Source organism: Sphingomonas sp. HT-1 (genome assembly GCF_048568905.1).
Taxonomy (GTDB): Bacteria; Pseudomonadota; Alphaproteobacteria; order Sphingomonadales; family Sphingomonadaceae; genus Sphingomonas.
Window position 1 is genome coordinate 1,792,345 of record NZ_CP183770.1, and the last position, 22,465, is coordinate 1,814,809.

A 22,465-nucleotide genomic window follows, 5' to 3' on the forward strand; every position below is an offset into this window, starting at 1 on the left:
TGGGGCGCGCGCCAATCTGCGCGCCGATGAGGAGTTGCATGCCCGACCGGGACCCTGTTTCGCTGATGCCGCCGCCGGCGGATTTGCTCGATGCCGCCAGCCTGTTCCTCGATTTCGATGGAACGCTGGTAGAACTCGCCGATCGCCCAGATGGCGTGGTGATGGACGCCATGCTGATCGACATGCTCGCGGCGCTGGAAGAAAAGCTTGAGGGGCGGCTCGCGCTGGTAAGCGGCCGCCCGGCCGAGGATCTTGCCGCGATGTTCGGTGATCGCCCGCCCTCGGTCGTCGGCAGCCACGGCATGGAGTTTCGATGGTCCGATGGCCGCCGCGAGCGGGCCGATCGCCCTGCCGGGCTGGTCGAGGCGCTCGCCGCGATGCGCGCCTTCACCGATGCGCATGCCGGCGCGATCCTGGAAGACAAGCCGCTCGGCGCCGCCATCCATTACCGGTTGAACCCCGAACATGAAGCCGCGGCGATTGCGCTGGGAGAAGCGCTTGCCGCCGACCACGGGCTGTATCTCCAGCACGGCAAGATGATGGTCGAGGTGCGCAGCCCCGGCGGCGACAAGGGCAGTGCGATCCGCACGCTCATGGCCGATCCGCGCTTCGCGGCCGGCCGGCCGGTGTTCCTGGGCGACGACGTTACCGACGAACCCGGCTTTTCCGCGGTGGCCGCCCTGGGTGGCGCGGGCGTTCTGGTCGGCCCTCCCCGCCCGACCGATGCGCGGTTCCGCATCGACGGCGTCGCCGATGTTCTCGGCTGGCTCGCCGCGGCAACCGGAGTCACGGTATGAGCACGCTGGACCTCTGGCCCATCGGCAACTGTCAGGTCAGCGCGCTGATCGATCGTACCGGCCGCTTTGTGTGGGGTTGCGTGCCGCGGGTCGATGGCGATCCGCTGTTCTCCGCGCTGGTCGGCGGCGAAGAACCGGAATCGGGATTTTGGGATATCGCGCTGGAAGGTGTGGTGTCGGTCGAACAGCGCTATCTGCGCAACGCGCCGATCCTGGTCAGCCGCCACAGCGACGCTGCCGGCAATGCGATCGAAGTTACCGATTTCTGCCCGCGTTTTCAGCGGCTGGGCCGGGTCTATCGCCCGGTCGCCTTTGCGCGCATCGTCCGGCCCGTGGCGGGCAGCCCGCGGATCCGCGTGAGGCTGCGGCCCACCTGCGGCTGGGGTAAGCCCTGCGCGACGCGCATCGGCGGCTCCAACCATCTGCGCTATCTGGTCGAACCGATGACGCTGCGGCTCACCACCACCGCGCCCGTCGGCATGGTCGACGAGGAACGGGTGTTCCGCGTCGAAAAGCCCCTGCACTTCTTCCTCGGGCCCGACGAAAGCTTCAGCGGCGACGTTGCCGAAACCATTGACGATATGCTTACCCACTCCACCACCGAATGGCAGCATTGGGTGCGCGGTCTCGCCATTCCGCTGGAGTGGCAGGAGGTGGTGATCCGCTCGGCCATCACCCTCAAGCTCTGCCAGCACGAGGAAACCGGCGCGATCGTGGCGGCGCTGACCACCTCGATCCCCGAGCATGCTGGCTCGCAGCGCAACTGGGACTATCGCTACTGCTGGATCCGCGACGCCTATTACACGGTGCAGGCGCTCAACCGGCTGGGCGCACTCGACGTGCTGGAGACCTATCTCGGCTATCTGCGCAACATCGTCGACGATGCCCGGGCCGAGCCGCGCGGCGGCCATATCCAGCCGCTCTACGGCGTGCTGGGCGAGGCGACGCTGGAGGAGCGCGAGGCGCTCGATCTTGCGGGCTATCGCGGCATGGGCCCGGTGCGCGTCGGCAACCAGGCTTATGAGCAGGTCCAGCACGACGCCTATGGCCAGATCGTCCTGTCCAACGTCCAGGCCTTTTTCGACCAGCGACTGTACCGCATCGCCAGCGTCGAGGATTTCGAATCGCTGGAGCGCGTCGGCGAACGTGCCTGGCAGTATCACGACTCGCCCGACGCCGGGCTGTGGGAGCTGCGCACCCGCCAGAGCGTCCACACCTATTCGGTGGCCATGTGCTGGGCGGCGTGCGACCGGCTCGCCAACGCCGCGCATGTGCTGAACCTGCCCGAGCGCCGCGACTTCTGGCAGCACCGCGCCGACACGATCCGCACGACGATCTTCGACAAGGCGTGGCGCGAGGAGACCGATCGCTTCTCCGCCACCTTCTCGGGCGACGATCTCGACGCCAGCCTGCTCCAGCTGCTGGAAATGCGATTCCTGGCGCCCGACGATCCCCGCTTCGTCTCCACGCTGAAGGCGGTGGAAGAAGGGCTGCGCCGCGGCTCGACCATGCTGCGCTACGATACCGAGGATGATTTCGGGCTGCCCGAAACCGCGTTCAACTTCTGTACGTTCTGGTTGATCGAAGCGCTGCACATCACCGGCCGTACCGACGAAGCGCGCGCCTTGTTCGAGGAGATGCTGGGCCGGCGCACCGCCGCCGGCCTGCTCTCCGAGGATATCGACCCCGTGACCGGGGAATTGTGGGGCAATTATCCCCAGACCTACTCGCTGGTCGGCATGATCAATTGTGCCGTCCTGCTGAGCAAACCCTGGAGTTCGATCCGTTGAGCCGCCTGATCGTCATTTCGAACCGCGTCACCGCACCCAACGGCTCCAACTCCGGCGCGCAAGGGGGGCTAGCCGTCGCGCTCGCCGCAGCCTTGCGCGAAAATGGCGGGATCTGGTTCGGCTGGTCCGGCGAACAGACCGACCAGTTCACCGGTCAGATCAGCATGCAGCGCAGCGAGGGCGTGACCACCGCGACGGTCGACCTCGAAGAGCAGGACATCGACGAATATTATAACGGCTATGCGAACCGCACGCTGTGGCCGCTGTTCCACTACCGGATCGACCTGGCGGAATATGAGCGCGGCTTCGCCGGCGGCTATCAGCGCGTCAACGAGCGCTTCGCCGACACCGTCCGCCCGCTGATCGAGCCGGACGACGTGGTGTGGGTGCAGGACTATCACATGTTCCCGCTGGGCCAGGAACTGCGCCGCCGGGGCTGCAAGAACCGGATCGGCTTCTTCCTCCACATCCCCTGGCCGCCGCGCCGGCTGCTCTCCAGCCTGCCCAAGGCGCACGAGCTGATCGAGACGCTGTTCGCCTATGACGTGATCGGCTTCCACACCCAGGAATGGATGGAGTCCTTCATCGATTTCGCCCGTGCCGAGATGGAAGCGGTGGTCCAGCCCGACGGCGTGCTGCGCATCGGCCTGAAGAGCGTCAAGCTGGTCGCCTGCCCGATCGGCATCGACGCCAAGGAGTTCGCGGCGCTCGCCGAGAGCGACTCCGCGCGCGAGACCTATCAGCAGATGCGCACCAGTTCGGTCGGCCGTTCGCTGATCGTCGGCGTCGATCGGCTCGATTATTCCAAGGGGCTGGAGGAGCGGTTCCTCGGCTACGAGCGCTTCCTCACCACGTACCCTGAGCAGCGCAAGGAAGTGTATCTGCTCCAGATCGCGCCGCCGTCGCGCGCGACCGTCGAGACCTATCAGCGCATCCGCAACACGCTGGAGGGGCTGTCAGGCAAGATCAACGGCGCGCATGCCGATCTCGACTGGGTGCCGCTGCGCTACGTCAACCAGGGCTATCCGCGCGACGTGCTGGCCGGCGTGTACCGCGCGGCCAAGATCGGCCTCGTCACGCCGCTGCGCGACGGGATGAACCTGGTGGCGAAGGAATATGTCGCCGCGCAGGATCCGAAGGATCCCGGCGTGCTGATCCTTTCCAAGTTCGCCGGCGCCGCGATCCAGATGGAGCAGGCGCTGCTGGTCAATCCCTATAGCGCAGAGGAAGTCTCCGACGCGATCTGCCAGGCGCTCAACATGTCGCTCGAGGAGCGGATCGAACGCTGGCAGGCGCTGAAGGCGGGCGTCGACGAACAGGACGTGATGTGGTGGCTCAAGAAGTTTACCGACGAGCTCAGGAGCGTCCCGATGGAGACGGAGACCCGGCTTCCGGTCGAGGCGTGAAGTCGAGCAGCCCGCGGGTGCGGACCAGCGCCTCGGGCATCTCACTCCGGATATAGGCGAGCAGCCCTTCGCGAATGTCGCAGCGCAGGTCAAAGGCGGTCGACGCATCCTTGGCCGTCATCAGCCCGCGGACCTCGATCGCCTCGGGCCTGGTGTCGGTGACCTGCAGGTTGCAGAAGCGGCCGTCCCAGCGCGGATTGGCCTTGACCAGTTCCTCCAACTTGGCGCGCAGCCGGAGAATGTCGGCGGCAGGATCGAGATACCAGAACACGCTGCCGAGAAGTTGGCTGGTTTCTCGGGTCCAGTTCTGGAAGCTGTTCTCCAAGAACTTGGATACGGGCACGACCAGACGGCGCTCGTCCCAGATCTTCACCACCACATAAGTCAGGCGGATGTCTTCGATTCGCCCCCATTCGCCATCGATGATGACGACGTCGTCCAGCCGGATCGGCTCCGAAAATGCCATCTGGATGCCGGCGATCAGGTTCTTGAGCGCAGGCTGGGCTGCGGCGCCCACGGCCAAGGCGGCGAGGCCGGCCGAGGCGATCAGCGTCACGCCGATGCTGCGCACGCTGGGGATGCTCATCAGCATCAGGCAGAAGGTGATCGCCAGTACCACGAACACGGTGATGCGATGCAGGATCGAGGCGCGGGTGCGCCGGCGACGTGCGCGCAGGTTGTCCGCCACGCTCACATCGGCGCGCAGTAATACCCAGTCGAATAGCACGCCGAGCAGTGCCACCGCCATCCAGCCGAGCAGGCCAGGGACGAACAGACCGGCGGCCTGCGCCCAGGCGCGCGTGCCACTCGTGCCCAGGTCTAATCCAGGCTGGACGAACGAAAGCGCGATTGCAACCAGCAGCCACCGTGCGGGTCGGTGCAGCCGACGGAGCAGGATGTCATCCAACTGGCCCTTGCTGTGCGTCGCGGCGCGCCGAGCAATGGCAAGGGCGAACCGGTGGACCAGCAAGGCGGCGGCGACGGCCGCTGCGATCAGGGCAATGCTCGTCACCCAGCCGGGAAGATCGGCGATAAGCCGCTCCAAGGCGTTCTCCTGTCGCTAGGGATGGAGACATTGAAACGGAGCGGCAGCAGAATGGGTTCCGACCACCCGTCGCGCCGCCCCACGCGTCAAGCAAGGACAAGCGCGTACCCATGTCGCCCCTATCCTGATTTCTACGGAATGGCACTTGAGGGTGTTCCGCATCACATTAGCTGCGAACTAATCGCAATCCACGGGAATGGTCGATGAGCACGCGGCAACATGCGCCACTTTCCAGCCATTTCCGTGAGCGGGCGGAGCAGGAGCGCGACCGCGCGACTCGCGCTCCGAACGAGCGCCACAAGCGGCTGCACCTCGAACTGGCGGCGATCTTCGAACGGCGGGCCGCCGGCGATCCGATGTAAAGCATGCCCCTAAACGCGAAAGGCGGGCGATCCGACAACCGGAATGCCCGCCTTCCTTGTTTCGTGCCCTCCTCAGTCGAGAACCGTGAGGTCCGATGTCGGGTCGGAATGGAACTCATGCCAGATGCCGTTTAGCACAGCGACCGCGACGGCTAGGCAGGTTCCCAGGATCCAAGCGAAATACCACATGGAGTTTACTCCTCAGTAGAGGTCCGGGTTGAGCCGCAACTCTTCCCCGGTAACGCGGCCGAACATCACCTTGTACACCCAGGCGGTGTAGGCCAGCACGATCGGCAGAAACACGAGCGTGCAGACCAGCATGATGAACAGCGTCAGGTGGCTCGACGAAGCGTTCCAGGCGGTAAGGCTGGAGGCCGGGTCGATCGAGCTCGGCAAAATGAACGGGAACATGGACAGGCCGACAGTGGCGATGATGCCCACATTAGCCAGTGACGAACCCGCGAACACCAGCATGCCGTTCCGGCCGCGGATACCGATCAGCGCCAGCACCGGCCCGAGGAAGCCGAGCAGCGGCGCCGTAAGCATCCAAGGGTATTTGCCGTAATTGTCGAGCCACGCGCCCGGCGCCTTCACGGCTTCGAGCAGATGCGGGTTTGAAGGCCCGTTAGGATCGACGACGCCGGCCAGTCGATAGCCCATGTCGCCATAGGCCACAAAGGCGCCCCCGGCCGCGAACAGCGCGATGGACAGAATTGCGGCGACAGTGCCGAAGCGCTGTGCGCGTTGAACCACCGGCCCCTCCTCCGCCTTCAGTGTCAGCCAGCCGGCGCCGTGGAGCACCAGCATCGCCACCGAAAGCAGGCCGGCCACCAGGCTGAACGGCGTGAACAGGCCGAGCAGCGTACCGTCGTAGAAGGAGCGCAGGTCGCTATCGAGCCGGAAGGGCGCACCCAGCAGCACGTTGCCCACCGCCACGCCGAACACCAAAGCCGGCACGAATCCGCCGACGAACAGCGCCCAGTCCCAACGCGAACGCCAGCCGGAGCCGGGGCGCTTGGAGCGGTATTTGAACCCCACCGGCCGCAGGATCAGCGCCGCCAGCACAAGGAACATCGCCAGGTAGAAGCCGGAAAAGCTGACCGCATAGACGAACGGCCAGGCGGCGAAGATGGCACCGCCCCCCAGAATGAACCATACTTGGTTGCCTTCCCAGGTCGGCCCGACGGTGTTGATCACCATGCGGCGCTCTTCGTCGGTTCGGCCCACAAACGGCAGCAGCGCGGCCGTTCCCAGATCGAAACCGTCGGTCAGCGCGAAGCCAATCAACAGCACCCCCAGCAGCGCCCACCAGATCAGGCGCAAGACTTCATAATCGAGCGGAATGGACATGTTCTTTCTCCTTGCTCGCGCTCATTCCGCCGGGACGGTGTGGAGCGGTCGCGGCTCGGGTGCCGTGGGCACCGGGTCGTGACGGGGTTGCCAGGGCTCATAGGTCTCCGGCCCATGCTTGATGGCGCTCAACATCAGGCGCAGTTCGATCACCGCCATCAGGCCATAGATCGCCGTGAAGCCGATGATTGTTGTCCACAGCGCCGGCACCGTGAGGGTGGAAGTCGCCAGGAAGGTCGGCAGCACGCCGTCTACCGCCCAGGGCTGACGGCCGACTTCGGCGACGATCCAGCCGAACTCAATCGCAATCCACGGCAGCGGGATGATCCACATCGCCGTCCGCAGGAACCACTTCCGGTGAAAGCGGCGGGTGTTGGCGTAGTAAAGCGCCGCGGTGAAGAAGGCGATAAAGAAGAAGCCGAGCGCCGCCATACCGCGAAATAGCCAGAACACGGCCGGTACATTGGGAACCGTCGACCAGGCCGCTCGATCGATCTGCGCTTCAGTAGCCCGGCGCGGATCGGCGACCCACCGCTTCAGCAACAGCGCATAGCCGAGATCGCTCTTCGCCGTTTCGAATTTGGCGCGCGCGGCGACGTTGGTCCGATCGGTCTTCAGCGTCTCCAGCGCGTCATAGGCGGTCAGCCCGTTCTCGATCCGCAGCTTGGCCTTGGCCACAAGCGGATAAATGCCCTCGACCTGGCCGGTCAGGCTGCGCGTGCCGATTAGGCCCAGCACATAAGGCACCTTCACTTGAAACAGCGTCTCGCGGCCCGCATTCGAAGGAAAACCGAACACGGTGATGCCCGCCGGTGCCGCTTCGGTGTGCCATTCGGCTTCGATAGCAGCCAGCTTCATCTTCTGGTTGTCGGTCAACGCATAGCCGCTCTCGTCGCCCAACACGACGACCGACAGCGATGCCGCCAGACCGAACGCCGCTGCCACCGCGAAGCTTCGCTTGGCCAGTTCGATGTGCCGACCGCGCAGCAGATAATAGGCCGATACGCCGAGCACGAATACGCTGGCGCAGACGTAACCGGCGCTCACCGTATGGACGAACTTCGCTTGGGCGACCGGATTGAAGATCACCGCTATGAAGTCGACTACTTCCATGCGCATCGTCTCGGGATTGAACACCGCCCCCGCGGGATGCTGCATCCAGCCATTAGCGACGAGGATCCACAAGGCCGACAAATTGGTGCCTAGCGCGGTGAGGAAAGTGACCATCAGATGCTGGCGCTTCGATAGTCGATCCCAGCCAAAGAACATCAGGCCGACGAAGGTGGCTTCGAGGAAGAAGGCCATTAGCCCCTCGATCGCCAGCGGCGCCCCGAAGATATCGCCCACATAGTGCGAGTAATAGGACCAGTTCGTCCCGAATTCGAATTCCATCGTCAGCCCGGTAGCGACCCCGAGGACGAAGTTGATGCCAAAGAGCTTGGCCCAGAAACGCGTAATATCCCTCCAGATCGGGCGATCGGTGACGACATAGACGCTTTCCGTAATCACGAGGATGAAGGAAAGGCCCAGCGTCAACGGCACGAACAGGAAGTGGTACATGGCTGTCAGCGCGAATTGCAGGCGCGACAGCTCTACTACTGCCATATCCATAGAGAATGTCCTCAGCAAAGAGCCGGTGGTCGCGGCCTAGGCGCCGGTCTCCGCTGCGCCTATGCGGAACATCCCCTATTCCTGCCGGGCACGAGATAAGGCTTTAGACGTGGAGGATATGACCCTTCAGAAGCAGGCCGGGCTCGCCTGGATCATCGATTTGGGCGGCGCGGCATTGTTCGCCTGGGGCATCGCCGATGGAATTGCGACCATCGCCGTTGCTGAACCTGTCGGCGCAGCGCCGTTCGCGGCGATGCTGTGCGGCGGTCTGGTTCGCGCCGCCACCGCCTGGGGCGTGCCGGCGCTGGCAGTGCGTGGCGCACAGGCGAGTACCGGGTCTCTGCGCCGCGCGCTGCTCGAACGGCTGCTCGGCAGCGGTGCCGGGCCGTCGATCGGCCAGTCGGCCACGCTGGCGATCGATCATGTCGCCACGATCGAAGGCTATGAAACTCGCTTCGTTCCCGCGCGCACGGCAGCCGCCGCCGCGCCGCTGGTGGCGGTGGCAATCATCGCCTGCGCCAGCCCCGTCGCAGCCGCCATCCTGATCGCCACGCTGGTGCCGTTCATCCTCGGCATGATCCTGGCAGGCACCGCGGCCCGGCGCGCGTCCGAACGCCAGCTCGAAGCGCTGGGCGATCTTTCCGCGCTGTTCGTTGATCGCGTCCGCACCTTGCCGATCCTGCGCCACTTCGCCGCCGAGAAGCGCATCGCCCGCCAGGTGCAGCTGGCCACCCGCGCGGTGGCGGATCGCACCGTCGCGGTGCTGCGCCTTGCGTTCCTATCAAGCGCGGTGTTGGAATTCTTCTCGGCGCTCGCGGTGGCACTGGTCGCGGTCTATTGCGGCTTCGGCCTGCTCGGCCTGCTCCCCTTTGCGAGCCCGGAGACGCTGACGCTGCGCGAGGCCTTTTTCGCGCTAGCGATGGCGCCCGAATTCTACCTGCCGATGCGCCGGCTGGCAGCCGCCTATCACGACAAGCAGTTGGGAGAAGCGGCACGAAAGGCGATAACGGCGATGCCGGAAGTGGTCGCGCCGATCGCAGCCCCAGCGCTGTTCGCGGGTGTGGAAGCCCGGGATCTCGTGATCGCCTGGCCCGGCCGCACGGTTGGCCCGGTCAGTCTGGCGGTCGGCACCACCGGGCTGGTGGCGCTCACCGGCCCCACCGGCAGCGGCAAGACTAGCCTGCTCGCCGCGATCGCAGGACAGATCGTACCGAGCGAAGGAAGCCTGCGGTTCCTGTCACCCGAAGAAGCGCTGGTGCCTACCCGTCCCGAGAACCCTTTCCGTAAGTGGGAGGGGAGTATCAGCAGCCCCATAGCCTGGGCTGCGCAACACCCGCTCATTCTTCCCGGCACCTTGCGCGAAAATCTCGCCCTGGCCGCACCCGATACCACGGACGCCGCCCTCCTCGCTGCAATCGACCGCGTGGGCCTCGCCCCAATGCTCGTCCAACGCGGCGCCGGGCTTGACCTGGCGCTTGATCATCGCGGTTCCGGCCTGTCGGGCGGGGAACGCCGTCGCCTCGGCCTCGCCCGCGCGTTGCTCGCCGATCGCCCGCTGTTGCTTGCCGACGAACCCACCGCGGATCTGGACGAGGCCGGCGCTGCCGCGATCACCGAGTTGCTCCGCGCCGTCGCCGCCGAGCGCGCAGTAATCGTCGCCACACATGATCCGCATCTGATCGCCGCCGTTGACGCGGAGGTTCGGCTGTGAGCCCCTTTTCCCTCGCCTCCGTTGAACGCCGCATGCTTCGCTACGGCCTGCTGTGCGCCGCCGCCGCCGGTGTGGCCGCGATCCTGCTACTCGCACTGTCCGGCTGGTTCCTCAGCGGTGCTGCAATTGCCGGCATGAGTGGTGCCGCTGCGGTTGCCGCATTCAATTACCTGATCCCCTCGGCCGCGATACGCGGCCTTGCCATTCTCCGCACCGGCGGGCGCTACGGCGAGCGCCTGCTGTCGCATCAGGCGGGGTTGGGTGGGATGGCGGGTCTGCGGGGTGAGTTATTCGTCAAGCTCGCCGTCCAGGACAGCCGCACGGCGCCGGACCTGGCGAGCGGCGATGCCAGCGCCCGGCTGATCGGCGATATCGAGGCGCTGGAAGACCTGATCGTCCGCCGCGCGAGCCTGCCTGCCGGGCTCGTTGCCGCCATCTTCGCGGTCGCGCTGGTCGCGCTGGCGGGGTTGCAGGCGGCGCTGGCGCTCGCCCTTGCGCTCGCGCTGTTGCCGCTGGTGCTTGGAATCGCCGCGCGCCGCCTCACCGCGCGCCACGCGGTGGACGCCGCCGAAGCGCTGGGCGCGCTGCGCACCGCCTTTGTCGACATGGCTGCCGCAAGGCCCGAAATCATCGCCTATGGCCTCGCGCCGCGCGTGGCAGAGACGATCGCCGATCTTGCCCGCCCGCTGGATCGCGCCCGCGCGGCGCTGGCCCGTGGCGAGGGCGCCATAGCCGGCCTGATGGTCGCCTATGGCGCGATCACCGCCGCGTTGGTGTTCGCGCTGGCGCAAGGCCCGACGCCGCTGCGCGCGCTGGCCCTGCTCGCCGCCGCCGCCTCGATCGAGGCGATGGCGGCCGTCGCGCGCACAGCGCTGCGGCAGGCGAGCGTCACCCAGGGACTGGCCCGCCTCGAAACGCTCGTCGCATTGCCGGGCGATGCGCCCCCCGCACCCGAAAGCAACGCGCCGCCGCTGCCGATCCGGCTCGGCAAGAACAGGATCGCGCCGGGCAGCCGCGTGGCCATCACCGGCATCTCGGGCAGCGGCAAGACGCGGCTGATCGAGGCGCTGGCCGGCCTGCGCGCGCCGGTGCATCCGCTGGCGCTGGGAGAAGTGCCGTTGCCCGAATGCAGCGCCAATACCCTGCGCGGCCAGTTCGCCCTCGCCCCGCAGGACGCCATGCTGATCGCGGGCTCGATCGCCGACAATCTGCGCGTCGCCCGCCCCGGCGTTACAGACACGGACATGTTGGCAGCACTCCATGTCGCATGTCTCGACGCGGCGGTGGCCGCCATGCCGGCCGGGCTCAACACGCCCGTGGCCGAAGCCGGCGGCACGCTTTCGGGCGGCGAGCGCAAGCGGCTGGCGCTGGCCCGCGCGCTGCTCGCCGAACGCCCCTGGCTGCTGCTCGACGAACCGAGCGAAGGGCTGGATCCCGCCACCGAACGCGAAATGGTGGCCCGGATCGACGCCTGGCTTACCCGCACTGGCAGGGGATTGCTGCTCGTCTCGCACCGGCGTGCGCCGCTCGCACTCGCCCAGCAGCGGATCGAGATCAGCAATCTTTCGATACAATGATATGTTGCAACATACGAGGTCCTGATCTAGGTCGCCTCGGATGCGCTTGTTTCGCGTAACCGATCCGCTTTCCCGGCTCGCTGCGGCACTGTTCCTGGTGTTCGCGCTGTGCTGGCAGGCGGGCGTCGTGCGCGCCCATGTGCATGAAGCGTCAAGCTTCGCCGCCGTATTTGCGGAGCACCGCGCGCATCCTCCCTCCCGCTCCGGCGATGCGGGGCAGGATTGCCCCATCTGCGCCGAGGAAACGGCAGCGGGCGTCTATCTCGCCGCCGACCCTCCGGTGCTCGCCGCGCCGGCCCCCGCGATCCGTTGGCAGGCTGCGATCGTTGCCGATCCCGCTATCCGCCTGCTGCGCTCGCACGACTGGCGCAGCCGCGCGCCGCCCATCCTCCGCACCGCCTGACACGATACCGGCCGACGCCGGGCCCGCTGCCGCGCCCCCGCGCGACGGCTTTCCAGGTTCACGGAGTAAGATTCATGCGTACTGCCCTTCTCGCCAGCGCGGCGCTCGCCGCGCTGATGCCCGCCGCCGCGCTCGCGGCTGACGCCCCCGACCCCCAGGCGAACGACCGCGCCACCATCATCGTCACTGCCGCCCCCTATGCGGTGCAGAGCGACGAGGTGCCGACCATCGTCACCCATGTCGATCGCGAACAGATATTGACCACGGGGGGATCGAGCATCGCCGATTCGCTGGCGCAGGAGCCGGGCATTTCCGGCACCACCTTCGCGAGCGGCGCCAGCCGCCCGATCATCCGCGGCATGGACGCCACCCGTGTCCGCATTCTCGAGAACGGATCGAGCAGCGCCGACGTGTCCGATATCGGCCCCGATCACGGCATCCCGGTCGACCCCTTCTCGGCGCAGAGCATCGAGGTGGTGCGCGGCGCCGGCACGCTGCGCTATGGCAGCCAGGCGATCGGCGGCGTCGTGAACGTGCTCAACAACCGCGTGCCGATGGCGCTGCCCAAAGAAGCGCTGTCGGGCGAGGCCGTCGGCAGCTATGGAACGGTTGCCAATGTGGGCGAAGGCGGCGCGCTGGTGGATGCCAAGCTGGGGCAGGTCGCGCTCCACGCGGACGGCTTCTATCGCGACGCCGGCGATTACGACACGCCGCTCGGCACCCAGCAGAACAGCTTCTTCCGCGGCCATGGCGCGTCGCTCGGCGGTTCCTATTTCTTCGGCGGCGACGATGCCAGCCATGTCGGCGTATCGGTCAGCCAGTATAATTCGAAGTACGGCATCCCCAGCGACACCACCTTCATCGACATGCGCCAGACCAAGGTGATGACGCGCGACGTTTTCGCGGTGAACGCCGGACCGCTGAAGTCGGTCAATCTCGACGCCAGCTATGCGGATTACACGCATGACGAGAAGGAGCCGGACGGCACGATCGACACCACCTTCCGCAACAAGGAGTTCGACGGACACCTGGAGTTTCTGTTCAACCCGCTAGGTCCAGTGCGCAACTCGGCGCTGGGCTTCGAAGTGCAGAATCGCAAATTCTCGGCGATCGGCGAGGACAGCTCCTATCTGTTCCCCACGACGACGCAGAGCGAAGCAGCCTATCTCTTCACCGAATTGCCGCTGACCGACATTCTGCATCTCCAGGCCAGCGGCCGGGTGGAGCATGTCCGGGTGGAAGGCACCCCGGCCTCCGACATCTTCACCAGCCGCGACTATACGCCGGTCAGCGGCGCAATCGGGGCGCTGCTGGACGTGGGCAGCCATGTGAAGCTGGGGCTCACCGGCTCCAGCACCGGCCGCGCACCGGCGATTACCGAATTGTTCGCCCGCGGCGGGCATGACGGGCCGAGCACCTTCGAAACCGGCGATCCGACGCTGAAGATCGAACGCGCAAATTCGATCGAGGCGACATTGCGCTACGACATGGATCGATTCCATTTGGACGGCAGCCTCTACTCCACCTGGTTCCACAACTATATCTACGGCGATCTCACCGGCCGCACCTGTGACGACGACGGCGTCTGCGCGGTCGGCGGCGGCGGCGACCTGAGCGAGCTCAACTATCGCCAGCAAGGCGCGCATTTCCGCGGCGCCGAAGGCAAGGCGAGCTACGACCTGCTGCGCAGCCACGATCAGGCCCTGCAACTCACCGCACTCGCCGACTATACCCGCGCGACACTCGACAATGGCGGCAACGTCCCCCGCATCCCGCCGTATCGGATCGGCGGCGGGGTGCGCTGGACCAGCGTGCCGATCGACGCTGCGGTGCAGTTCACCCATGCCGGCCGCCAGGACAAGTTCGGCGCGTTCGACACCGCAACGCCAGGTTACAACACGCTCAATGCCAGCATCGCCTGGCGCCCGTTCAAATCCTATCCGGGCGTGGAGTTCGCGATCGTCGGCCAGAACCTGACCGACGAGGTGCAGCGCAACGCCGCCGCGCTCAACCGCTATCAGGTGGTGCTGCCCGGCCGCAACGTGCGGTTCATGGTCAAGGTCGCCACCTTCTGACCGGCACGGGGGCGCCCGCCGGGTGCCCCCGCCGCCAAATACAGGCTCGTCTTGCCGCGCCGGCGCGCTAGAAGGCGCACATGCTATCCTCGCCCGCCATCCGGACGATTCTTGCGATCGGCGTCGCGGCGCTTGCCGCGTTGCTGGGGTTCTTCCTCAACGGCGACGCGCAGGCGGCGCTGGTGCTGTTCGTCGGCGCAGTCGCGGCGATCCTGATCGTAGTGATCGGCGGCGATCCGCCTGCCACGGCCTCGCGCGACGATCACGCCGGCGGCGGGCCGGAAACCGCCACCGGCGAAGTGATCGAAGCGATCGCCGAGCCGGTGCTGGTGGTCGATGCCACCCGCGTCATCGCGGCCAACGCCGCGTCCCGCGCGCTGCTGGGCGAGCATATCCTGGGCGAGGACGTGCGGCTGGCGATCCGCCATCCCGCCGCGGCCGAACGCCTGCTCGATCCCGCCGAACAGCTGTCCAACGCGCCGATCCACCTTGTCGGCCTAGGCACGCGCGAGCAGCGCTGGGAAATGCGCGTGCACACGCTGGCCAGCGGCGAGCGCGTCGTCCACCTGATCGACCGCACCGGCAGCTACACCGCCGATCGTATGCGCGTCGATTTCGTCGCCAATGCCAGCCACGAGCTGCGCACCCCCCTCGCCTCGCTGCTCGGCTATGTCGAAACGCTGGCCGACGGCGCCGGCGAGGAGCCGGAGATTCGCGCGCGCTTCCTGAAGATCATGCACGACGAAGCCCGCCGCATGGACCGGCTGATCAGCGACCTGATCTCGTTAAGCCGGATCGAGGCGGACAAATATCGCGCGCCGGCGGAATCGGTGCAACTGGATGCGCTGATCGCACAGGTCTGCCAGGAACTGTCGGGCAGCCCGCGCGCCGCCGATCTGGTGACCGAGATAGAAGCCGTCCACCCGGTGCGCGGCGATCGCACCCAGCTCAGCCAAGTGCTCCACAACGTCATCGGCAACGCGATGAAATATGGCCGCCACGGCACCGCCGTCACCGTGTCGCTGCGCAGCGAAGGCGAAACCATGGTGCGGCTGGCCGTAACCGATCAGGGCGAAGGCATACCGCCCGAACATATTCCGCGCCTCACCGAGCGATTCTATCGTGTCGATTCGGGACGCAGCCGCTCGCTCGGCGGCACCGGCCTGGGGCTCGCCATCGTCAAGCATGTGGTTGAACGTCACCGCGGGCGGCTGGACATCGCCAGCGTCGTCGGCGTCGGCACCACCGTGACGGTGCGGCTGCCGATCGAACCGGCTGTCATAAAGTCGTAACGCGATTGCCGGATGGGCACGATGCGGGGCAAGGCCATGCCCGCGCCCAACGCCGAAACTCCGGGGAGCATGAAGTGACGATGCTGGGTCGTCTAGCGCTGATCGCATCCGCCACGCTCGCGCTTTGCGCGTGCGACGGCAACGCGACGCGTGAGATCCGCGTCGTCGGCTCGTCCACCGTCTACCCGTTCACCACCGCCGTGGCCGAAGCATTCGTCAACGCGCGCAGCGGCCGCAAGGCCCCTGTGGTGGAATCAATCGGCAGCGGCGCCGGCCTGCGGCGCTTCTGTGAAGGCGTCGGCGCCCAGTTCCCGGATATCGCCAATGCGTCGCGCCGGATGACCCGCAACGAATATGATCGCTGCCAGGCAAACCAAGTCGGGCCGATCGAGGAAATCGTGATCGGGCTGGACGGGGTGGCGCTCGCCGAATCCAACCAGGGGCCGAAGCTGCGGCTCGGCAAGCGCGACATCTATCTGGCGCTGGCCGCCAATCCCGGTGGCCGCCCCAACCGGGCCCGCACCTGGCGCGACGTGAACCCGGCACTGCCGCCGATCCCGATCCTGGTGATGGGGCCGCCCTCCACCAGCGGCACCCGCGATGCGTTTGTGGAGCTGATCCTTTCGCCCGGCTGCATCGAAGCCGATCCGGACGCCGGCAAGCTGAAGGCAGCGGCCGATTCCGCCCCGTTCGACGCGCGCTGCCACCGCATCCGCGACGACGGCCCCTATGTCGACAAGGGCGAGAACGACAATCTGATCGTGCAGGGCCTGGCGCAGAACCCGAACGCGCTCGGCATCTTCGGCTATTCCTATCTGGAGGAAAACCAGAGCCGCCTGCACGGCGTGCCGATCGAAGGAATCGCCCCCAGCTATGCCACGATCGCCGATGGCCGCTATCCCGGCGCCCGCCCGCTCTATCTCTACGTCAAGACGCGCCACCTGAAGGCGGTGCCGGGGCTTAAGGATTTCCTCCAGCTCTATGCCAGGCTGTGGGGCCCCACCGGCCCGCTGGTGAAGCGCGGGCTGATCGCTGCACCGGAAGCGATGCGGACGCAGATGGTCGATCGCATCCGGCGCCAGCTGCCGCTCGATCCCGCGGAACTGAAATGATGCGCCTGCCTGCCTCGCCTCCGTGCATGGGGATTCCGGCCCGGTGAACGGCTTCGCCCTCTGTTTCGTCATCCTCGGCCTTGGCCTGATCGGTTGGCTCACCGCGCGGGCGCGCGCGGCGCGGTTCGATCGCGGCGGCCGCAAGCGGCTGCATTCGCTGCCCGCACAGCATGGCTGGTATGCCGCGGCATGGACGGTGCTGCCGCCCTTGCTGTTCCTTGCGATCTGGTCGGCGATCAGCCCCGGCATGGTGCGGCAGACGATCCTGCAGAGCCCCGCCGCCGCGCAACTTTCGGATTTCGCCTTCGAGCGCGATTCGGTGCTGGCCCAGGCGCGCGCGGTGGCCGAAGATCCCTATGCCGGCGATGTCGATCCGCTCGCACGCCAGCTGGCGCCGCTCGTCGGCGCGACGCGTAGCCGCTACGCCTGGATCGGCACGGCGGTCGCGGCGCTGCTCGCCTTTGCCGGCGGCGCCTTTGCGCTCACCCGCATCCGCCCGGACTTTCGCGCGCGTTCGCAGGTGGAGCGCACGCTGATGATGACGTTGCTGGTCGCATCGCTGATCGCGATCCTCACCACGCTCGGCATCTTCGTGTCGCTGTTCTGGGAATCGCTGCGCTTCTTCGCGCAGGTGCCGATCACCGATTTCCTGTTCGGCACGCACTGGAGCCCGCAGGTGATCGATGCCAAGGATCCCGGCGCATCGCTCGGCGCGGTGCCGCTGTTCTGGGGCACCTTCTTCATCGGGGCGGTAATCGCGATGCTGGTCGCCATTCCGTTCGGGTTGATGAGCGCGGTGTACCTCACCCAATATGCCAGCCCCACCACCCGCCGCTGGATGAAGCCGACGCTGGAGATGCTCGCGGGCGTGCCGACCGTGGTCTATGGCTATTTCGCCGCGCTCACCGTGGCGCCTGCCGTGCGCCAGTTGGCGGTGATGCTCGGCGATCCCTATGCCTCGTCGGAAAGCGCGCTGGCCGCCGGCCTGGTCATGGGCGTGATGATCATCCCGTTCGTCTCGTCGATGGCAGACGATTCGCTGGCGGCGGTGCCCACCTCGATGCGCGACGGCAGCCTGGCGATGGGGGCCACGACCAGCGAGACGATCTCGAAGGTGCTGGTGCCCGCCGCGCTGCCCGGCGTGGTGGCGGGCGTGCTGCTCGCCGTCAGCCGCGCGATCGGCGAGACGATGATCGTCGTCATGGCCGCATCGGGCGCGGCGACGATCACGCTCAACCCGCTCGAGAGCGCGACCACCGTGACCAAGCAGATCGTCGACCTGCTGACCGGCGAGGCGGAATTCGACAGCCCGAAGACGCTGGCCGCCTTCGCGCTGGGCCTCACCCTGTTCGTCATTACCCTGCTGCTCAACATCGTCGCGCTCCGCGTCGTGAAGAAGTATCGCGAGGCGTATGAATAAGCCCGTAGCGCCCGCGGCCGAACGGCGGCCGACCGACTGGAACAGCCCGGCGATGCAGCGGCGCATCCGCCGTCGCTACGCCGCCGAACGGCGGTTCCGGGTGCTCGGTGCCGGGGCGGTGATCCTGTCGGCGGCGTTCCTCGGCTTTCTTTTGTTCACCATGGTGGCGCAGGGCTGGCGGGGCTTTACCACGACCGAACTGGCGTTGCCGATCGATCTGCGCGCCGCCGGGGTGCAGGTGGAGCGCACGCGCCTGAACACGCCGGCCGCCGATCTCGCGCTGGCCGGCGCCGGGTTGGAAGATGCGGTGGAAAATGCTGCCGCTGCCGCCTTCGGCCCCGAAGGCGCGACCCTGATCGCGCCCAGCGCATGGACCGTCGTTCGCGCCGCGGTGAAACGCGACCCCGCGATGCTCGAACAGCGGCGGGTCGTACGCGTGCCCGCCTCCACCGCCTTCGATCAGGCGCTTGCGGGCGAAGGCACGCCTGCAATCAAAGCCGCCGTCGCGCGGCTGCAAGAAGCCGGCATGGTGGTGCGCGGCTTCAACTGGACGTTCCTCAGCGAGTCCGATTCCACCGATCCCGTGGCCGTCGGCATCTGGGGAGCGCTGAAGGGGTCGCTGCTCACCATGGGGATCACCTTCCTGATCGCCTTCCCAGTGGGCGTCCTATCAGCGATCTACCTGGAGGAGTATGCGCCGAAGAACCGCTGGACCGACCTGATCGAGGTGTCGATCAACAACCTTGCCGCCGTTCCCTCGATCATCTTCGGCCTGCTCGGCCTGGCCGTGTTCCTCGGCACCTGGGAAATCGGCGGCCGCGTGTTCGGGCCGATGCTGCCGCGTTCGGCACCGCTCGTCGGCGGCGTCACGCTGGCGCTGATGATCATGCCCGTCATCGTCATCGCCAGCCGCAACGCGATCAAGGGCGTGCCGCCGTCGATCCGGGATGCGGCGCTCGGCATCGGCGCCAGCCCGATCCAGGTGGTGTTCCACCATGTGCTGCCGCTTGCCCTTCCCGGCATCCTCACCGGCACGATCATCGGCATGGCGCGCGCGCTGGGCGAAACCGCACCGCTGCTGCTGATCGGGATGCGCGCCTTCATAGTCATGCCGCCGGGCGGCGTCACCGATCCGGCGACGGTGCTGCCGGTGCAGATCTTCCTGTGGTCCGACGAGGTCAGCCGCGGCTTTGTCGAAAAGACGAGCGCGGCCATCCTGGTGCTGCTCGCGGTGCTGCTCGCGATGAACGGGCTCGCCATCTATCTTCGCAACAAGTTCGAGACTCGCTGGTAATGACCTTCGCCTCCTCCCCCGCACCGCATAAGATGTCGGCCCGCGACGTCAGCGTCGCCTATGGCGACAACCAGGCGGTGAAGAACGTCTCCATCGACATCGACATGGACAAGGTCACAGCGTTCATCGGCCCGTCCGGCTGCGGCAAATCCACCTTCCTGCGCACGCTCAACCGGATGAACGATACCATCCCCAGCGCGCGCGTCACCGGCGAGATCCTGCTCGACGGCGAGAACATCTATTCGTCGGACATGGACGTGGTGCAGCTGCGCGCCCGCGTCGGCATGGTGTTCCAGAAGCCGAACCCGTTCCCCAAATCGATCTTCGAGAATGTCGCCTACGGCCCGCGCATTCATGGGCTGGCGGCGTCCAAGGCCGATCTCGAGGCGATCGTCGAACGCTCGCTGAAGCGCGCCGGTCTGTGGGAAGAAGTAAAGGATCGCCTATCCGACAGCGGCACCGCGCTGTCCGGCGGCCAGCAGCAGCGGCTGTGCATCGCCCGCGCGATCGCGGTCGATCCCGAAGTGATCCTGATGGACGAGCCGGCGAGCGCGCTCGATCCGATCGCGACCGCCAAGATCGAGGAACTGATCCACGAGCTGCGCGGCCGCTACGCCATCGTGATCGTCACACACAACATGCAGCAAGCGGCCCGCGTTTCACAGCGCACGGCCTTCTTCCATCTCGGCCAGCTCGTCGAATATGGCGAGACCGACAATATCTTCACCGCCCCCCGCCAGGAGCGTACGAAGGACTATATCACCGGAAGGTACGGCTGATGGCTAGCGGCTCCGAACATACGGTAAAGGCGTTCGACCAGGATATCGGCCAACTGCGGGCACTGATTTCGCAGATGGGCGGGCTTGCCGAACAGGCGATCCATGACGCGCTGAAAGCCCTGCAGCGCGGCGATCTTGCGCTGGCCCAGGGGGTGCGCACCAAGGATCGCCAGATCGACGCGCTGGAAGCGGAGATCGAGAAGCTCGTCGTTCGCGTGATCGCGCTGCGTGCGCCGATGGCGGACGATCTGCGCGAGGTAATCGCCGCGCTGAAGATCGCCGCGGTGGTCGAGCGGATTGGCGATTATGCGAAGAACATCGCTAAGCGGGTGCCGATGATCCACAGCGAAGGCGGGGATCGGATCGAGGCGGTGTCGATCCTGCCGGCGATGGGCCAGCTTGCGGCCGATATGGTGCATGACGCGCTCGACGCGTTTTCGGCGCGCGACGCGCGGAGCGCCGCAGAGGTGTGCGCCCGCGACAATGCGCTCGATGATTTCTACGATTCGATCTTTCGGACGCTGGTGACGTTCATGGTCGAGAACCCGCGCACGATCAGCCAGGTGGCGCATCTGCTGTTCGTGGCCAAGAATCTGGAGAGGATCGGCGACCACGCCACCAATGTCGCCGAAATGGTCTATTTTGCCGCGACCGGGCATTATCTCGCCGATCGCGAAAGCGGCGACGGCAGCGGGAGCTGAGGGGAAGTTATGGCACGGGTCAAAATGCTGCTGGTGGAAGACGATGCGGCGATTGCCGAACTCGTCACCTGGCATTTCAAGCGCGAAGATTACGAAGTGAAGCACACGCCCGATGGCGAGGAAGCGCTGCTGCTCGCCAAGGAAGCGACGCCGGATATCGTGCTGCTCGACTGGATGGTGGAAGGGCTATCGGGGATCGAGGTGTGCCGTCGCCTGCGCCGCATGCCCGAAACCGCGAACGTGCCGATCATCATGCTCACCGCGCGGGGCGAAGAGGAAGATCGCGTCCGCGGGCTCGAGACCGGGGCCGACGATTATGTGACCAAGCCCTTCTCCCCCCGCGAGCTGGTGGCGCGGGTCGGCGCGGTGCTGCGCCGCGTGCGTCCGGCATTGGCGGGCGAGGCGCTGACCTATTCGGACATCGAGATGGACACGGTAGGCCACAAGGTCCGCCGCGGCGGCGAGGTGATCCAGCTCGGGCCGACGGAATTCCGCCTGCTCAAGCACTTCCTCGAGCATCCGGGCTGGGTGTTTTCGCGCGAACGGCTGCTCGATGCGGTGTGGGGCCACGATAGCGACATCGAATCGCGCACCGTCGACGTCCATATCCGCCGCCTCCGCAAGGCGATCAATCGCGGGAATCGGCAGGATATCATCCGCACGGTACGGTCCGCAGGATACTCGCTCGACGCAGGAAATTAGGCGACAGACGGGCGGAGCGCCCCGGCGGAGAAGCGTTGGCCTCCGCCGGATCCTCGCCTACCCTCTCCCGAAACCTGTTTGTGGAGAGCACCATGACCATACGCTTTGACCACCGCGTCGCCATCGTCACTGGCGCCGGCGGCGGCATCGGCCGCGCCTATGCGCTGGAACTCGCCAGCCGCGGTGCGAAGCTGGTGGTCAATGATCTGGGCAGCAGCCGCGATGGTTCCGGCCAGTCCGATGCGGCGCGCGCAGTCGTCGCCGAGATCGAAGCGATGGGTGGCGAAGCGATCGCCGATGGCGGCAGCGTGACCGATGCCGCCGCGATGATTGCCATGGCCGACGCCGCCAAGGCACGGTGGGGCCGGATCGACATCCTGATCAACAACGCCGGCGTGCTGCGCGACAAAAGCTTTGCCAAGATGAGCGCCGAAGACTTCCGGTTCGTCGTCGACGTGCACCTCAACGGCTCCGCCAACGCGACGAAGGCGGTGTGGGAAACGATGCGCGCGCAGGGCTATGGCCGCATTCTGATGACCGCTTCGTCCTCGGGACTGTTCGGCAATTTCGGCCAGGCGAACTACGGCGCGGCCAAGCTGGGGCTCGTGGGGCTTGCCAAGACGCTGCATCTCGAAGGCGCCAAATATGGCATTCGCGTCAACACCGTCGTGCCGGTCGCCGGCACGCGGATGACCGAGGATATCTTCCCCGAAGCGGCATTCGCGGCTTTCGCGCCGGAAAATGTCGCTCCCGCCGCCCTGTTCCTGGTTTCCGAAGGCGCGCCCAGCAACGTGATTCTCGGCGCGGGTGCTGGGGTGGTGCAGGCCGCCTATGTAACGCTTACGCCCGGGGCGGTGCTGAACGCATGTACGCCCGAATCGGTCGCCGCGCAATGGTCGCAGATCGTCGACCGCACCGGTGAGATTGTTCCCGGATCTGGCGCCGAACAGACCATGGCGATCCTCAGCAAATTGCAGCGCTGACCCCGTGGTGCACCGTATTGCCTCAGCAATACGCTTGTGACATTCTCCGGGGCTC

At 66.6% G+C, this 22,465-nt stretch carries 20 protein-coding genes; 16 read left to right on the forward strand and 4 right to left on the reverse strand.

Annotation, left to right across the window (positions count from 1 at the left end; all coding sequences use genetic code 11):
* Window positions 1–38 precede the first annotated feature (38 nt).
* The 3 genes from otsB to ACNFJ7_RS08150 are packed head-to-tail and all read left to right on the forward strand — an operon-like array spanning window position 39 to window position 3,993.
* Window positions 39–797, forward strand: a complete 759-nt coding sequence (otsB, locus tag ACNFJ7_RS08140) for a trehalose-phosphatase (protein ID WP_019371189.1) — start codon at window positions 39–41, stop codon at window positions 795–797.
* On the forward strand, window positions 794–2,587 hold the full coding sequence (locus ACNFJ7_RS08145; protein ID WP_019371188.1) for a glycoside hydrolase family 15 protein: 1,794 nt from the start codon (window positions 794–796) through the stop codon (window positions 2,585–2,587). Before otsB ends, ACNFJ7_RS08145 begins: the two co-directional genes overlap by 4 nt.
* Entirely contained in the window at window positions 2,584–3,993 is a 1,410-nt protein-coding gene (locus ACNFJ7_RS08150; protein ID WP_019371187.1) for an alpha,alpha-trehalose-phosphate synthase (UDP-forming), read from the forward strand. Before ACNFJ7_RS08145 ends, ACNFJ7_RS08150 begins: the two co-directional genes overlap by 4 nt.
* Here the strand turns inward: ACNFJ7_RS08150 and ACNFJ7_RS08155 are convergent.
* Window positions 3,944–5,038: a mechanosensitive ion channel family protein gene (locus tag ACNFJ7_RS08155; RefSeq protein WP_019371186.1), complete on the reverse strand. Its 1,095-nt coding sequence runs from the start codon at window positions 5,036–5,038 to the stop codon at window positions 3,944–3,946. The genes ACNFJ7_RS08150 and ACNFJ7_RS08155 overlap by 50 nt on opposite strands.
* Before the next feature lie 203 nt (window positions 5,039–5,241).
* On the opposite strand from ACNFJ7_RS08155, the gene ACNFJ7_RS08160 reads away from it, so the two are divergent.
* Entirely contained in the window at window positions 5,242–5,400 is a 159-nt protein-coding gene (locus tag ACNFJ7_RS08160; RefSeq protein WP_019371185.1) for a hypothetical protein, read from the forward strand.
* A gap of 72 nt (window positions 5,401–5,472) precedes the next feature.
* On the opposite strand, the gene cydX is transcribed toward ACNFJ7_RS08160, so the two are convergent.
* From cydX to ACNFJ7_RS08175, 3 genes are read right to left on the reverse strand one after another with little or no spacing between them, the layout of a single operon-like run.
* Window positions 5,473–5,589 carry a cytochrome bd-I oxidase subunit CydX gene (cydX, locus tag ACNFJ7_RS08165; RefSeq protein WP_082664522.1) on the reverse strand — a complete coding sequence of 39 codons (117 nt, stop codon included), beginning with the start codon at window positions 5,587–5,589 and terminating at the stop codon, window positions 5,473–5,475.
* Between the two features lie 12 nt (window positions 5,590–5,601).
* Complete coding sequence (cydB, locus tag ACNFJ7_RS08170) at window positions 5,602–6,750, reverse strand: cytochrome d ubiquinol oxidase subunit II (RefSeq protein WP_019371184.1); 1,149 nt, start codon at window positions 6,748–6,750, stop codon at window positions 5,602–5,604.
* A gap of 21 nt (window positions 6,751–6,771) precedes the next feature.
* Window positions 6,772–8,361 carry a cytochrome ubiquinol oxidase subunit I gene (locus tag ACNFJ7_RS08175; protein ID WP_019371183.1) on the reverse strand — a complete coding sequence of 530 codons (1,590 nt, stop codon included), beginning with the start codon at window positions 8,359–8,361 and terminating at the stop codon, window positions 6,772–6,774.
* A gap of 118 nt (window positions 8,362–8,479) precedes the next feature.
* On the opposite strand from ACNFJ7_RS08175, the gene ACNFJ7_RS08180 reads away from it, so the two are divergent.
* The 12 genes from ACNFJ7_RS08180 to ACNFJ7_RS08235 all read left to right on the forward strand — a co-directional run bounded on the left by ACNFJ7_RS08180 (window position 8,480) and on the right by ACNFJ7_RS08235 (window position 22,410).
* Entirely contained in the window at window positions 8,480–10,072 is a 1,593-nt protein-coding gene (locus ACNFJ7_RS08180) for an ABC transporter ATP-binding protein/permease (protein WP_019371182.1), read from the forward strand.
* Window positions 10,069–11,649: an ATP-binding cassette domain-containing protein gene (locus ACNFJ7_RS08185; RefSeq protein ID WP_026009411.1), complete on the forward strand. Its 1,581-nt coding sequence runs from the start codon at window positions 10,069–10,071 to the stop codon at window positions 11,647–11,649. The genes ACNFJ7_RS08180 and ACNFJ7_RS08185 overlap by 4 nt, the downstream gene beginning before the upstream one ends.
* 40 nt (window positions 11,650–11,689) lie before the next feature.
* Window positions 11,690–12,052: a hypothetical protein gene (locus tag ACNFJ7_RS08190; RefSeq protein ID WP_019371180.1), complete on the forward strand. Its 363-nt coding sequence runs from the start codon at window positions 11,690–11,692 to the stop codon at window positions 12,050–12,052.
* 74 nt (window positions 12,053–12,126) lie between these two features.
* Window positions 12,127–14,127: a TonB-dependent receptor gene (locus tag ACNFJ7_RS08195; protein WP_019371179.1), complete on the forward strand. Its 2,001-nt coding sequence runs from the start codon at window positions 12,127–12,129 to the stop codon at window positions 14,125–14,127.
* 80 nt (window positions 14,128–14,207) lie between these two features.
* Window positions 14,208–15,419 carry an ATP-binding protein gene (locus ACNFJ7_RS08200; RefSeq protein WP_019371178.1) on the forward strand — a complete coding sequence of 404 codons (1,212 nt, stop codon included), beginning with the start codon at window positions 14,208–14,210 and terminating at the stop codon, window positions 15,417–15,419.
* An 80-nt stretch (window positions 15,420–15,499) separates the two neighbouring features.
* The gene (locus tag ACNFJ7_RS08205) at window positions 15,500–16,531 is read left to right on the forward strand and encodes a substrate-binding domain-containing protein (RefSeq protein ID WP_026009410.1); all 1,032 of its coding nucleotides are present in this window, start codon (window positions 15,500–15,502) and stop codon (window positions 16,529–16,531) included.
* Window positions 16,532–16,574: 43 nt separating this feature from the next.
* Complete coding sequence (gene pstC, locus ACNFJ7_RS08210) at window positions 16,575–17,951, forward strand: phosphate ABC transporter permease subunit PstC (RefSeq protein WP_019371176.1); 1,377 nt, start codon at window positions 16,575–16,577, stop codon at window positions 17,949–17,951.
* Window positions 17,944–19,245, forward strand: coding sequence for a phosphate ABC transporter permease PstA (pstA, locus tag ACNFJ7_RS08215; protein WP_019371175.1), 1,302 nt, complete (start codon window positions 17,944–17,946; stop codon window positions 19,243–19,245). Before pstC ends, pstA begins: the two co-directional genes overlap by 8 nt.
* Window positions 19,245–20,024 carry a phosphate ABC transporter ATP-binding protein PstB gene (gene pstB / locus ACNFJ7_RS08220; protein ID WP_019371174.1) on the forward strand — a complete coding sequence of 260 codons (780 nt, stop codon included), beginning with the start codon at window positions 19,245–19,247 and terminating at the stop codon, window positions 20,022–20,024. Before pstA ends, pstB begins: the two co-directional genes overlap by 1 nt.
* The gene (phoU, locus tag ACNFJ7_RS08225; RefSeq protein WP_019371173.1) at window positions 20,024–20,725 is read left to right on the forward strand and encodes a phosphate signaling complex protein PhoU; all 702 of its coding nucleotides are present in this window, start codon (window positions 20,024–20,026) and stop codon (window positions 20,723–20,725) included. Before pstB ends, phoU begins: the two co-directional genes overlap by 1 nt.
* A gap of 9 nt (window positions 20,726–20,734) precedes the next feature.
* Complete coding sequence (gene phoB, locus ACNFJ7_RS08230; RefSeq protein WP_019371172.1) at window positions 20,735–21,427, forward strand: phosphate regulon transcriptional regulator PhoB; 693 nt, start codon at window positions 20,735–20,737, stop codon at window positions 21,425–21,427.
* Window positions 21,428–21,519: 92 nt separating this feature from the next.
* Window positions 21,520–22,410, forward strand: a complete 891-nt coding sequence (locus tag ACNFJ7_RS08235) for an SDR family NAD(P)-dependent oxidoreductase (RefSeq protein ID WP_019371171.1) — start codon at window positions 21,520–21,522, stop codon at window positions 22,408–22,410.
* Window positions 22,411–22,465 lie beyond the last annotated feature (55 nt).

What these genes read in the sequence shown, in the direction of transcription:
- otsB (WP_019371189.1), top strand. Translation starts at nt 39, where the DNA reads ATGCCCGACCGGGACCCTGTTTCGCTGATGCCGCCGCCGGCGGATTTG.
- ACNFJ7_RS08145 (WP_019371188.1), top strand. Translation starts at nt 794, where the DNA reads ATGAGCACGCTGGACCTCTGGCCCATCGGCAACTGTCAGGTCAGCGCG.
- ACNFJ7_RS08160 (WP_019371185.1), top strand. Translation starts at nt 5,242, where the DNA reads ATGAGCACGCGGCAACATGCGCCACTTTCCAGCCATTTCCGTGAGCGG.
- cydX (WP_082664522.1), bottom strand. Translation starts at nt 5,589, where the DNA reads ATGTGGTATTTCGCTTGGATCCTGGGAACCTGCCTAGCCGTCGCGGTC.
- cydB (WP_019371184.1), bottom strand. Translation starts at nt 6,750, where the DNA reads ATGTCCATTCCGCTCGATTATGAAGTCTTGCGCCTGATCTGGTGGGCG.
- ACNFJ7_RS08175 (WP_019371183.1), bottom strand. Translation starts at nt 8,361, where the DNA reads ATGGATATGGCAGTAGTAGAGCTGTCGCGCCTGCAATTCGCGCTGACA.
- ACNFJ7_RS08180 (WP_019371182.1), top strand. Translation starts at nt 8,480, where the DNA reads ATGACCCTTCAGAAGCAGGCCGGGCTCGCCTGGATCATCGATTTGGGC.
- ACNFJ7_RS08190 (WP_019371180.1), top strand. Translation starts at nt 11,690, where the DNA reads ATGCGCTTGTTTCGCGTAACCGATCCGCTTTCCCGGCTCGCTGCGGCA.
- ACNFJ7_RS08195 (WP_019371179.1), top strand. Translation starts at nt 12,127, where the DNA reads ATGCGTACTGCCCTTCTCGCCAGCGCGGCGCTCGCCGCGCTGATGCCC.
- ACNFJ7_RS08200 (WP_019371178.1), top strand. Translation starts at nt 14,208, where the DNA reads ATGCTATCCTCGCCCGCCATCCGGACGATTCTTGCGATCGGCGTCGCG.
- ACNFJ7_RS08205 (WP_026009410.1), top strand. Translation starts at nt 15,500, where the DNA reads ATGCTGGGTCGTCTAGCGCTGATCGCATCCGCCACGCTCGCGCTTTGC.
- pstA (WP_019371175.1), top strand. Translation starts at nt 17,944, where the DNA reads ATGAATAAGCCCGTAGCGCCCGCGGCCGAACGGCGGCCGACCGACTGG.
- pstB (WP_019371174.1), top strand. Translation starts at nt 19,245, where the DNA reads ATGACCTTCGCCTCCTCCCCCGCACCGCATAAGATGTCGGCCCGCGAC.
- phoU (WP_019371173.1), top strand. Translation starts at nt 20,024, where the DNA reads ATGGCTAGCGGCTCCGAACATACGGTAAAGGCGTTCGACCAGGATATC.
- phoB (WP_019371172.1), top strand. Translation starts at nt 20,735, where the DNA reads ATGGCACGGGTCAAAATGCTGCTGGTGGAAGACGATGCGGCGATTGCC.
- ACNFJ7_RS08235 (WP_019371171.1), top strand. Translation starts at nt 21,520, where the DNA reads ATGACCATACGCTTTGACCACCGCGTCGCCATCGTCACTGGCGCCGGC.